The 10,443-nt window shown below is 72.2% G+C and carries 12 protein-coding genes; 4 read left to right on the top strand and 8 right to left on the bottom strand.

Annotated elements, in window-relative coordinates; translation table 11 throughout:
• Nucleotides 1-254 precede the first annotated feature (254 nt).
• The 6 genes from Q9R47_RS16760 to Q9R47_RS16735 are packed head-to-tail and all read right to left on the bottom strand — an operon-like array spanning nucleotide 255 to nucleotide 4,355.
• Nucleotides 255-980, bottom strand: a complete 726-nt coding sequence (locus Q9R47_RS16760; protein WP_311234320.1) for a uracil-DNA glycosylase — start codon at nucleotides 978-980, stop codon at nucleotides 255-257.
• A 58-nt stretch (nucleotides 981-1,038) separates the two neighbouring features.
• Nucleotides 1,039-1,839 (bottom strand): indole-3-glycerol phosphate synthase TrpC, encoded by an 801-nt coding sequence (gene trpC / locus Q9R47_RS16755; RefSeq protein WP_311234319.1) that lies wholly within the window; start codon nucleotides 1,837-1,839, stop codon nucleotides 1,039-1,041.
• Complete coding sequence (locus Q9R47_RS16750) at nucleotides 1,832-1,996, bottom strand: hypothetical protein (RefSeq protein WP_311234318.1); 165 nt, start codon at nucleotides 1,994-1,996, stop codon at nucleotides 1,832-1,834. The genes trpC and Q9R47_RS16750 overlap by 8 nt, the downstream gene beginning before the upstream one ends.
• Nucleotides 1,997-2,005: 9 nt before the next feature.
• Nucleotides 2,006-3,043 carry an anthranilate phosphoribosyltransferase gene (gene trpD, locus Q9R47_RS16745; protein ID WP_311234317.1) on the bottom strand — a complete coding sequence of 346 codons (1,038 nt, stop codon included), beginning with the start codon at nucleotides 3,041-3,043 and terminating at the stop codon, nucleotides 2,006-2,008.
• Nucleotides 3,044-3,094: 51 nt separating this feature from the next.
• The gene (locus Q9R47_RS16740; protein WP_311234316.1) at nucleotides 3,095-3,778 is read right to left on the bottom strand and encodes a LysE family translocator; all 684 of its coding nucleotides are present in this window, start codon (nucleotides 3,776-3,778) and stop codon (nucleotides 3,095-3,097) included.
• 4 nt (nucleotides 3,779-3,782) lie between these two features.
• Complete coding sequence (locus tag Q9R47_RS16735; protein ID WP_311234315.1) at nucleotides 3,783-4,355, bottom strand: aminodeoxychorismate/anthranilate synthase component II; 573 nt, start codon at nucleotides 4,353-4,355, stop codon at nucleotides 3,783-3,785.
• Between the two features lie 672 nt (nucleotides 4,356-5,027).
• Between Q9R47_RS16735 and Q9R47_RS16730 the strand changes: the two genes are divergently transcribed.
• The 4 genes from Q9R47_RS16730 (at nucleotide 5,028) to Q9R47_RS16715 (ending at nucleotide 8,231) form a co-directional block, all read left to right on the top strand.
• A complete protein-coding gene (locus tag Q9R47_RS16730; RefSeq protein WP_311234314.1) occupies nucleotides 5,028-6,419 on the top strand; it encodes a hypothetical protein in 1,392 nt (463 codons plus the stop codon).
• A gap of 106 nt (nucleotides 6,420-6,525) precedes the next feature.
• Complete coding sequence (locus tag Q9R47_RS16725) at nucleotides 6,526-6,927, top strand: HrpB1 family type III secretion system apparatus protein (RefSeq protein ID WP_311234313.1); 402 nt, start codon at nucleotides 6,526-6,528, stop codon at nucleotides 6,925-6,927.
• Nucleotides 6,928-6,957: 30 nt separating this feature from the next.
• Entirely contained in the window at nucleotides 6,958-7,449 is a 492-nt protein-coding gene (locus tag Q9R47_RS16720) for a GNAT family N-acetyltransferase (protein WP_311234312.1), read from the top strand.
• Complete coding sequence (locus Q9R47_RS16715; protein ID WP_311234311.1) at nucleotides 7,431-8,231, top strand: hypothetical protein; 801 nt, start codon at nucleotides 7,431-7,433, stop codon at nucleotides 8,229-8,231. Before Q9R47_RS16720 ends, Q9R47_RS16715 begins: the two co-directional genes overlap by 19 nt.
• Here Q9R47_RS16715 and Q9R47_RS16710 read toward each other — a convergent pair.
• Complete coding sequence (locus tag Q9R47_RS16710; protein WP_311234310.1) at nucleotides 8,186-8,929, bottom strand: lytic transglycosylase domain-containing protein; 744 nt, start codon at nucleotides 8,927-8,929, stop codon at nucleotides 8,186-8,188. The two genes, Q9R47_RS16715 and Q9R47_RS16710, sit on opposite strands and share 46 nt — an antisense overlap.
• Nucleotides 8,929-10,353, bottom strand: coding sequence for a class I SAM-dependent methyltransferase (locus Q9R47_RS16705; protein WP_311234309.1), 1,425 nt, complete (start codon nucleotides 10,351-10,353; stop codon nucleotides 8,929-8,931). Before Q9R47_RS16705 ends, Q9R47_RS16710 begins: the two co-directional genes overlap by 1 nt.
• Between the last annotated feature and the right edge of the window lie 90 nt (nucleotides 10,354-10,443).

The raw sequence follows: 10,443 nt of genomic DNA, 5'->3' as shown, positions 1-10,443 counted from the left end.
GCCGCCGGCGGCACGGAGGGGCCGCCGCGCGGGGCACGGTGGCCGCGGTTCACGTTTCGTGTATCCATGAGGTCCGCCTGACGGGTGGGTCCGCGATGGCGGGCCGCGCGACCCCGCGCGGCGCCCGCCATCCGGCAGGGCCCATGCTGCGCCGGCGCAGGCGGCGGTGCCGTGCCGGCGCGAAGCCCCGCGCCGCCGCGCGAACCGGTCGCTGCGCGGGCGCAGCGGGCTGTCGCCCGCAGGCCGCCGGCCCGCTACGTCGCGGCCTGCTGCTCGCGGAACTCGCGCGCCCGGCCGAAGTGACCGCAGCCGATGAACGGCACGGGCGGCCGCAGCGCCGAGAGGGGCGACGGATGGTTGGCCGTGAGCACCAGGTGCCGGTCGGCGTCGATCAGCGGCCGTTTCGACTGTGCGTGGGAGCCCCAGAGCATGAAGACCGCGGGCCGGTCGCCCTCGCCCACCTTGCGGATCACCGCGTCGGTGAGCTGCTCCCAGCCCTTGCCCGAGTGGCTGGCGGGCTGGGCCTCTTCCACGGTGAGGCAGGTGTTGAGGAGCAGCACGCCGTTCTTCGCCCATTTGACGAGGCTGCCGCCCGGCTCGGGCCAGGCGGGGAAGGGCTGCCCCAGATCGCGCTGCAGCTCCTTGAAGATGTTGCGCAGGGAGGGCGGCAGCTGCACGCCGGGTGCGACCGAGAAGGCCAGCCCTTCGGCCTGCCCGCGGCCGTGGTACGGGTCCTGCCCGAGGATGACCACGCGCACCGACTCGGGCGGCGTGAGTTCGAGCGCGCGCAGCGGCCGCGGCGGGAAGATCACCGCGCCCGCTTCCAGGCGCTGGCGCAGGAACAGCCGCAGCGCCTGCCCGCGCGCGCTCGCGAAGAAGTCATCGACCAGCGGCTGCCAGCCGGGCGCCACCGGCCAGTCGGCCGGGTCGGCGCTCTGCAGCTGCGAGGGCGGGGAAGGGTCTTGCGCGGAAGGGTGCATGGTCGGTGGCGGCCCGCCGCCGGGCAGGCCGGCAGCAGGGGGCGGTAAGGTGGCGGGATCAGGCGAACAGCTTCGCCAGCGCGGCCCCCGGCTCCTGGGCCCGCATGAAGGCTTCACCCACGAGGAAGGCGTGCACGTCGGCATCGCGCAGGGTTTTGACGTCCTGCGGCGTGAGGATGCCCGATTCCGCCACCAGCAGCCGGTCGGACGGCACCGCTTTGCGCAGCGAGACGGTGGTGTCCAGAGACACCTCGAAGGTGCGCAGGTTGCGGTTGTTGATGCCGACCAGCGGCGTGCGCAGCTTCAGGGCCCGGTCCAGCTCGGCGCCGTCGTGCACCTCCACCAGCGCGGCCATGCCCAGGCTGTGGGCGATCGCCTCGAACTCCGCCATCTGCGCATCCTCCAGGCAGGCGGCGATCAGCAGGATCGCGTCGGCGCCCATCGCGCGCGATTCGTAGATCTGGTAGGCATCGACCATGAAGTCCTTGCGCAGCACCGGCAGCGCGCAGCTCGCCCGGGCCTGCTTGAGGTAGTCGGGCTGGCCCTGGAAGAACTGCCGGTCGGTCAGCACCGAGAGGCAGGCCGCGCTGACCTTGCCGTTGCCCTCGGCATAGCTCTGGGCGATGTCGGCCGGAATGAAGTCCTCGCGGATCACGCCCTTGCTGGGACTGGCCTTCTTGATCTCGGCGATCACGGCCGCCTGGCCCGCGGCGATCTTGGCGCGCAGGGCACCCTCGAAGTCGCGCGTGAGCACGCGGCTCTCGGCATCGGCGCGCATGGCGGCCAGGGGGATCTTCTTCTGGGCCGCGGCGATCTCTTCGCGCTTGACGGCCACGATCTTGTTCAGGATGTCACTCATGTTCCGGTTCTTTCTTGGAAGGGGGCGCGCTGTCCTCGTCGGCGCCCGTTTTCAGGATATGGACAAAGACGCGGTGCATCACGATGCCCGCGACGATGAACACGAGGGATACGCCGAGGGCGATCCAGGTTCCGCTGTCGCGCCAGAGGGGGCTCACCTTCGGGCCTCAGGCGCCCGCGGCCAGGGCGCGCGTGCGCTCCACGAGCTGCTCCAGCCGCGCGAGCGCCGCGCCGGAATCGACGGCCGCGCGCGCGCGGGCGATGCCGTCGGCCATGGTGGCCGCCACGTTCGCGGCATACAGCGCCACGCCCGCGTTCAGGCAGACGATCTCGCGCGCCGGGCCGGCCCCGCCGCGCAGCACCGACAACAGCATCTCGCGCGACTGCTCGGGCGTCTCCACCTTGAGGGCGCGGTTGCTGGACATCGCCAGGCCGAAGTCCTCGGGGTGGATTTCGTATTCGGTGATCTCGCCGTTCTTCAGCTCGCCCACCATGGTGGCCGCGCCCAGGCTGACTTCGTCCATGCCGTCGCGGCCATAGACCACCAGCGCGTGCTCCGCGCCCAGGCGCTGCAGGGCGCGCACCTGGATCCCCACGAGGTCGGGGTGGAACACGCCCATGAGGATGTTCGGCGCGCCCGCGGGGTTGGTGAGCGGCCCGAGGATGTTGAAGAGCGTGCGCACGCCCAGTTCCTTGCGCACCGGCGCCACGTTCTTCATGGCCGGGTGGTGGTTGGGCGCGAACATGAAGCCGATGCCGACCTCGGCGATGCAGCGTGCGATGGCCTCGGGCGGCAGGTCGATGTGCACGCCGAGCGACTCCATCACGTCGGCGCTGCCGCTCTTGCTCGACACGCCCCGGCCGCCGTGCTTGGCGGTCTTGGCGCCCGCGGCGGCGGCCACAAACATCGCGCAGGTGGAGATGTTGAAGGTGTTGGCGCCGTCGCCGCCGGTGCCCACGATGTCCACCAGGTGGGCGGTGTCGGCCACGGCCACCTTGCGGGAGAACTCGCGCATCACCTGGGCGGCGGCGGTGATCTCGCCGATGGTTTCCTTCTTCACGCGCAGGCCGGTGACGATGGCGGCGGTCATCACGGGCGACAGCTCGCCGCGCATGATCATGCGCATGAGGTGCAGCATCTCGTCGTGGAAGATCTCGCGGTGCTCGATGGTGCGCTGCAGCGCCTCCTGGGGGGTGATGGACATGCGGAGATAGCCTTGTTCGGGGAATGCAGTGAATGCGGGGATCGGATGCGGTCAGGCACCCGGCCGCTCGGAGAGCGCGAGCTGGAGGCCGAAGCCGACAAACATCGCGCCGGCCGCGCGGTCGAGCCAGTGCATGCGGCGCTGCACCAGCGACACGCGCCGCGCCATCCAGGCGGCGGCCAGGGCCCAGCCGACGTTGACGGGAATCGCGTTGAGGTTGAAGAGCGTGCCCAGCAGCACGAAGGCGAGCGCCTTGTTGTCCGCGCCGGGGGCGATGAACTGCGGCACGAAGGCCAGGAAGAAGATGGCCACCTTCGGGTTGAGCACGTTCGTCCAGAAGCCGCCCAGGAACACCTTGCGCAGCGGCGCGGCATCCGGCGCGGCAGCGGCCCCGGCGGCACCCGCGGGTGCGCCGGCCGCCCGGGCCACGGCCGCGAGCCCGCCGCCCGGCCGGGCGCGCAGCATGCGCACGCCCATCCAGACCAGGTAGGCGGCGCCCATCCACTTGAGCGCGGAGAACGCGGTGGCCGAGGTGGCGAGCAGCGCCCCCACGCCGAGCGCAGCCGCCGCCACGTGCACGAAGCAGCCGGCCGTGATGCCCAGGCCCGCCACGATGCCCGCGCGCACGCCCGAGCGCAGCGCGTGCGTGGCGATGTAGAACACGTCGGGGCCCGGAGTGAGGTTCAGCAGCCAGCCCGCGGCGATGAACAGCAGCAGATGGTGGAAATCCGGCATGGGGTCATGCCTTGGTGCCGAGGAAGTTCTTCAGCATGGCGTGGCCATGTTCGGTGAGGATGCTCTCGGGATGGAACTGCACGCCTTCGATGGGCAGCTCCTTGTGCCGCACGCCCATGATCTCGCCGTCCTCGGTCCAGGCGGTGACTTCCAGTACCTCGGGGCAGGAGCCCTGCTCGATGGCCAGCGAGTGGTAGCGGTTCACGGTGAACTGCTCGGGCAGCCCGGCGAACACGCCCTGGCGGGTTGTGGTGATGGTGCTGGTCTTGCCGTGCATCAGCTCGCGGGCGCGGACGATGCGGCCGCCGAAGGCCGCGCCGATCGACTGGTGGCCCAGGCATACGCCCAGGATCGGCAGCTTTCCTGCGAAATGGCGGATCGCCTCGACCGACACGCCGGCCTCGGCGGGCGAGCACGGGCCGGGCGAGACGACGAGGTGGCTCGGGCTGCGCGCCGCGATCTCCTCCAGCGTGATCTCGTCGTTGCGGTGCACTTCGACCTCGGCGCCCAGTTCTCCGAAGTACTGGACGATGTTGTAGGTGAAGCTGTCGTAGTTGTCGATCATCAGGACTTTCATCGACTCGAACCTTTTGATTGGGAGAGATGGGGCGGGCGGGCCTGCCGGCCGCCCATGCGCAGGCCGGGGCGCCCGCGGTGCGGCAGGCGGGTGGGGGTGGCGGGACGGATCACCGCCATCGGAAGCGGCCGGAGGTGCCGGAGCCGGTGCCCGCGCCGGCACGGGCGAGCGCTCCTGCGCGCGTCGGCGGGGATGGCATCTGCGGGGGAAGGGGTACGGGGGGCAAGACAACTCTCCTGGGTGGAGCCGCCGTGCCGGGAGCTGGGATCAAGTCGCCACCGGTCCGGGCGGCCAACTTGCAGTCATGGGACCGCAGCGGTGCGCCGCTTCTTCAGGAGAAGCGCCACCAGGTGGCTGCGGTGAACGTTGCGTCGCGGGTCATGGTGCTCGGCCAGTCGGGTCGGGAAGGTCCGGCAGCGCGGGAGCGGCTGCGGACCGGTGTGTGGCCCAAGTGTAATGCCCGCGCGCGGCACTGTCGACCGCGGGCTCCCCTCGCGTTCCGCCCGGCTTCGCATCCCGCCACACGCCATCGCACCGGCGGCGGCGCGCGCGCGACCCGCCGAGCACAGTGGCTCCTGCGCTGGTCCACCGATCCACGATCCCTCCAGGTGGTGATGTGCCTGGGTGCGTCCAGTGCATTTCCTCCACCTCAATCTGCAGGAGTCACTGACTATGAGTGCCATCAAGAAAGCCTTCAAGGCCATCGGACAGGGTATCGAAAAAGCCGTTCACAGCGTCGGCCAGATCGCGAAAGGGATCGCCACGCTGGACCTGAAAGCCGCAGCGAAAGGATTCAAAGGCCTGGCCGACGCGGGCCTGACCATGGCCCGCGGCGCGATCAACCTGATGCCGGCGGCGATGGCGGCGAACACGCTGCTCCACGGAGCGCTGGACAAGGTGCTGAACCAGGTGCAGAAGACGGCGCAGAAAGTGGCCGATTCCGTCGTGGACAGCGTCGAGGGCGGCCTCTCCAACATCAAGGACGGCGTCGTCGCCACCGCCAAGGGCATCGCCAAGGGCAACCTCTCCAAGGCGCTCAAGGGCCTGGGGCAGATGGCCCTGGGCGCGGTGGAAACCGCATCCAACTTCGGCCCGGGCGGCGTGGCCAAGAACATGGCCCGCATGGCGGTGGACGCCGCCATCGGGCTCGCCGGACAGGAGGTGGCCAAGGGCGTGTCCAAGGTGCTGGACCCCCACGGCACCTCGCGCTTCGGCGCGCTGGCCTCCAACCTGGTGGGAGCGGCGGTGGGCGGCGGCCTGGGCGGCTCGCGCGCCGGCCACTTCGCCAGCATGGGTGAAGCGCCTGCCGGCATTCTGCGCGGCGCCGGCACCGCGGTGCGCGAGACCGCCCAGGACGCCGCGGTGGACTTCGCCGCCGGACAGGTGCCGGCGCTGGCCACGAAGGTGCATGCGGCGCTGTCGCCGGACGGCGGCTCGGGGCCGGCCCCGGGCATCACGCAGGCCCTCGGCGCGCCGGCCGCCCCGCCGGCCGCCCCGCCGGCGCTCCGCGGCGCGGTGGACCAGTTCGTGAACCAGTCGATGGCCCGCACCGTCCTCGACGCCCTGCCCGCCTCGCTCGGCAAGCTGAACCTGCCGGAAATGCGCGGCCTCGCCGCCCTGTCGCAGGCGCCGGACGCGGTCGCCGACGCGGTGCAGGGCCTGGGCAACGACGCGCGCACGTCGGCGCGGCACATCAAGCAGCAGATGAACCAGGACATCGAAACGGCGATCGCGCGGGCCACCGCCCAGGCCGCCGAATCCATGACCCAGCGTCTGCAAGAGGGCCTGCAAGGGCTGCAGGACTCGCTGGGGAACATGCAGCTGTCGATCGCCAACGAGGCCAGCGTCGCCAGCAACTCCGCGCTCGCCCCCATCCAGCAGGCCTCGCGCAGCGTGTTCGATGCGGTGGAAGCCGCCATCGGCTCGGCGGCGCGGAAAAGTGCAGAGCAGGGGCTGGCCGACCAGCTCATGCCGCAGGACGGAGACGCAATGGCGGCGCCGGCGCCGGCGCTGGCGCAGGCGGCGCTCGACACGCGCATCGGCCCCTACCAGATCCGGGCCTGACACCCGGGGCCGACCGCCGGGGGCGGCGGCATCCGCCGCCGCCCCTTCCATCCTCTTCCCGCCTCTTCCCGCCCCTTCCCTCTCCTCTCCCGAAAGGACGCTTTCCATGGACGACACCCCGCTTCCCGATGACCCCGTCGCGGCCCTGGCCGTGCGGCTCGTCGACGCGATCCGCGACGACCGCCTGGACGAAGCCGAAACGCTGCTCGACGAACTGAACGCGCTCGACCCCGGCACCGAGCAGTACCTCATCTTTCCCGTGCTGATCGCCATCCAGCGCGGCTACATCACCGAGGCGCTGCAGTACCTCAACACCCTCGGCGAGGACACCGCGCCGGAACTCAAGGCGCTGTGCCTGAACATCCTGGGCGACCCGACGTGGCACTACCACGCGCAGCAGTGCCTGGAGAGCGAGGATGCGCACGTGCGCAAGGCGATGCGCCAGCTGCTGCAGATGGACGACGCCGAGGACCCGGAGCCCGCAGCGGGCACGGCCCTGGCCGCCTGAATGCCGCCGCCGTTCCTGGAAGACACCACCATGCTGACACTGACCGACCGCGCGGACCTGGGCGTGTTCTACGACGCCGATGCGCACCGCTACGGTGCGCAGGGCTATGCCGACACGGTGACGCGGGAGCGCTTCGCGCACTTCTACGCCGACTGCCCGTCCATCGGTTTCGAGGATGCCGGGCAGGCCATCGGCGGCATCCTGTTCGACGGCGAGGAGGCGCACATCGCCGTGCTGCCGTCGCACTACGGGCGCTGGGCCCTGCTGCTCAAGCCCGCCCTGCAGTGGCTGTTCACGCTCCGGCAGGACATCACCGTGGCCGTGGAGCGGGACAACGCCCGCTGCCTGCGCTTTCTCGACCGGCACGGCTGGCAGCGCGTAGGCGAGCGCGACGGCGATGTGCTGTACCGCCTGGTTCCCCAGGGAGGCACGCGCAAGACCGCCTATCCGTTCCGGCGCACGGCGCGCGGCAGCGCACCCGCGCCATCGGCGGGCGCATCGCCATGCACGCCGACGCAGTGAACCGGGGAGGCCCGCTGCCCGCGCCGCCGGCCGCCATGCCCGCGGCCTGGCGCAGCGGCGCGACCCGGCTCGTGCCGTGCGGCGGCCGGCCGGGCGTCCAGCTCCGGCTGGTGCCGCTGGTGGAACCGCCCCTGCTGCAGGGAGACGGCTTCCCGCAGGCCGCGGGCCTCTGGGTGTCGTCGCAGCTGCGCACGCCGTGCGCAACCGCGCAGCTCGCACGCATGCACATCGCCCTGCAGGGGCTGCTGCTGCGCATGGAAGCGCTGGCGGGCGGACGTGCTCCCGCGTCCCATCCCGGCCTGCGCATGCTGGTGGAGGGGCGCCTCGCGCACGTGTACGCCGGCACCTCCGACTTCCTGCTGCTGACCGGGGGGAGCGGCTCCCGCGAGGACGCCCCGGGTTGGCCCGTGGGCATCGCCCCCGGAAACGACTGGCTGGTGGTGGACGTGGCGCAGGCCTTCCAGGACACCCGGCCCACGCCGGCACTCATCGCCGGCCTCGCCCACATCGCCGAAATGCCCCTGCCCGCGCGGCGCAGGACGACGGCGCACGGCAGCGCCCAGGCCCTGCTGCTGGAGGGCGCCCGACAACTGCTGGTGCAGGCCCTGCGGGGCGGCCCGGACGCGGCGCTGCCGCCTTCCGCCGCAGCCCTGGCAGCGCGGTTCGGCGCAGGCGACCTGGTGCAATGGCTGCTGACCGACCGGCCGCTCGCTGAGGCACGGCCGCAGCGGCCCCTTCACCCCCCGGGCGCGGGATACAGATCGAGCACCTTGCGCACGTAGTCGAGGGTTTCGCGGTAGGGGGGCACGCGGTAGCCGTGGCGGATGACCGCGCCCTCGCCTGCGTTGTAGGCCGCCAGCACGAGATCGGTGCGGCCGCCGAAACGGTCGGTCAGGAAGCGCAGGTAGCGCACCCCCACGTCCACGTTCACCGCGGGGCTCAGGATCTCTTCCTCCGTCGCGGCACCGAAGCGCGCCGCCGTGGCCGGCATGAGCTGCATCAGGCCGATCGCGCCCTTGGGCGAACGGGCATGCGGGGCATAGCCCGATTCGACCTGGATGACCGCCCGCACCAGGTGCGGATCGACGGCATGGCGCTGCGCGGCCGACTCGATGAGGGGCGCGAGCGCGTCGGCCCGGCGGCTGATGCCGGCCACGGAGCCGCCATCGCCGCCGCCCGTGGCGCCCGCCCTGCGCGCTTCCGGCGCGCCCCGTGGCGCACGGGCGTGGATCACGCGCACCGGCAGCGCGGGCCAGGCGGGCGGAGGCACCTCCGCGGCGGGCGCCCAGGAAGCCGCTGCGCAGGCACTGCCGATCGAAGGAAAGCGCCGGGCGATGTCCGAGCCCACCACGAGCACGTCCGATCCGCCGGGCAATTGGCAATCGTACGCACCCGCCGCCAGAGCGGCGCCCGCCGCCATGCCGGCGCAGAGCGCCAGGGCCCGGCGCACGACCCCCGCGATGCGCAGCGGCGCCGCCATCACACCACCTCCAGACGGGCCAGCCAGGGGGCGCGCTGCGCGATGCCGGCCGGGCCGCCGTGCCGCAGCGCCTCGCGCAGCTGCCGCAGGGTTTCGGGCGTCCACTCGCTGGCCAGCCCCGAGGCGCCGCAGACGAGATGCCGCGTGCCGTCGGCGCCGCCCCGCTCCAGCACGGCGGCATTGAAGCCCTGCACCGACGCCCGCGCCCCGCGGCGCAGCGCGGCAGGCAGCGCGGGCATCACGGCATTGCTGGATGCCAGCAGCATCAGGGCGTCGTGCACCGTGCGGGCCGGCACGCCGGCCAGCGGCGGCTGGAGCATCACCGCGCGCAGGGGAACGGGCGCCGAGCACACGGCGTCGAGCAGCGCGCCGCAGGCGGCCTCGCCCAGCCATTGCGACACCAGCCGCAGGGCCGCGCCGTCCGGCACCGCGTCGCGGGGCACTGCGAGGATCCATTCCTGGTCCAGCAGGCAGCGCTCGGCCTCGGCCGGCGCGAGCGGCTCGGGGCCGCGCACGAACAGGTCGCGCCGGAACGATCGGTCGAGGCCGTAGTCGCGCAGCGTCTCGCGCAGCACGGGGTCGTGCGTCGATGCCAGCAGTGCCGCCAGTTCCGCGGGCAGGCAGGCCGCGTCCACCTGCTCGGCGAGCAGCGCCGGCACGGCGAACTGCAGCCCCGCACCGGCGAGTTCCTGCGCCACCTGGTGGAAGTACAGGGGGTGCGAATCCGGTCCCACGTATTCGTGCAGCGCGTAGTGCGGGCCGTCGGCCCGCGCATGCGCCAGCCGCCGGGCCACGGCCGGGTGCGCCTGCAGGTAGCCGCCTTCGCCGCAGTCCGCCAGGCGCTGGATGAAGTCGAGCGCGCCCTGCAGCTGGCCGGCGGCGTCGGTGCCGGCGCCGCGCTCCGCCACGCGCCCGGCGTGCAGATGGAACAGCTCGCGCAGCGGCAGCAGCGGTGCCCACCCGGGCAGCGCGTTGTAGCTCACGTACACCACGCCGCCAGGCCTGAGGCGCCGCTCGATGAAGCGCACGATCGAATGCCGCAGCGCCGGCGAGATCCACGAATACACGCCGTGCATGACGATGCAGTCCATCATGGGCAGATCGCGGTCGGGCAGCACATCGAAGCCGTCCTCGAACAGCTCCACGTTCTCCAGCCCGGCATCGCGCGCCAGGCCCCGCGCATGGGCCACGTGCGCGGGATGGAAGTCGTTGCCGAAAAAGCGCATGTGCGGAAACGCGGCCGCGTTGGCGAGCAGCGACACCCCGAAGCCCATGCCCAGCTCGAAATAACACAGCGGGGCCTGTAGATCGGGCGCGCGCAGGCCGCGGGATGCGAGCGCGGCAGCGATCACGCCGGGGGACAGGATTTCGTAGTAGCCGTGGGTATAGACCAATGGGTTGGCCGCGGTGCGGGGGAGTGACATCGTCGTTCCTTGTGTCGGGAAAAAAGGGCCCGCCCCATTCCAAACGGCGGCTCCACGCGCGCCGATCCCGCGGTCGAAGCGATGGCCCGA

This window comes from Acidovorax sp. PRC11, from assembly GCF_031844105.1.
Lineage (GTDB): Bacteria > Pseudomonadota > Gammaproteobacteria > Burkholderiales > Burkholderiaceae_C > Paracidovorax.
Note: the sequence above shows the minus strand (reverse complement) of the source record. Positions and strands in the feature narration are given on the sequence as shown.

What these genes read in the sequence shown, in the direction of transcription:
- Q9R47_RS16760 (WP_311234320.1), bottom strand. Translation starts at nt 980, where the DNA reads ATGCACCCTTCCGCGCAAGACCCTTCCCCGCCCTCGCAGCTGCAGAGC.
- trpC (WP_311234319.1), bottom strand. Translation starts at nt 1,839, where the DNA reads ATGAGTGACATCCTGAACAAGATCGTGGCCGTCAAGCGCGAAGAGATC.
- trpD (WP_311234317.1), bottom strand. Translation starts at nt 3,043, where the DNA reads ATGTCCATCACCCCCCAGGAGGCGCTGCAGCGCACCATCGAGCACCGC.
- Q9R47_RS16740 (WP_311234316.1), bottom strand. Translation starts at nt 3,778, where the DNA reads ATGCCGGATTTCCACCATCTGCTGCTGTTCATCGCCGCGGGCTGGCTG.
- Q9R47_RS16735 (WP_311234315.1), bottom strand. Translation starts at nt 4,355, where the DNA reads ATGAAAGTCCTGATGATCGACAACTACGACAGCTTCACCTACAACATC.
- Q9R47_RS16730 (WP_311234314.1), top strand. Translation starts at nt 5,028, where the DNA reads ATGAGTGCCATCAAGAAAGCCTTCAAGGCCATCGGACAGGGTATCGAA.
- Q9R47_RS16725 (WP_311234313.1), top strand. Translation starts at nt 6,526, where the DNA reads ATGGACGACACCCCGCTTCCCGATGACCCCGTCGCGGCCCTGGCCGTG.
- Q9R47_RS16720 (WP_311234312.1), top strand. Translation starts at nt 6,958, where the DNA reads ATGCTGACACTGACCGACCGCGCGGACCTGGGCGTGTTCTACGACGCC.
- Q9R47_RS16715 (WP_311234311.1), top strand. Translation starts at nt 7,431, where the DNA reads ATGCACGCCGACGCAGTGAACCGGGGAGGCCCGCTGCCCGCGCCGCCG.
- Q9R47_RS16710 (WP_311234310.1), bottom strand. Translation starts at nt 8,929, where the DNA reads ATGGCGGCGCCGCTGCGCATCGCGGGGGTCGTGCGCCGGGCCCTGGCG.
- Q9R47_RS16705 (WP_311234309.1), bottom strand. Translation starts at nt 10,353, where the DNA reads ATGTCACTCCCCCGCACCGCGGCCAACCCATTGGTCTATACCCACGGC.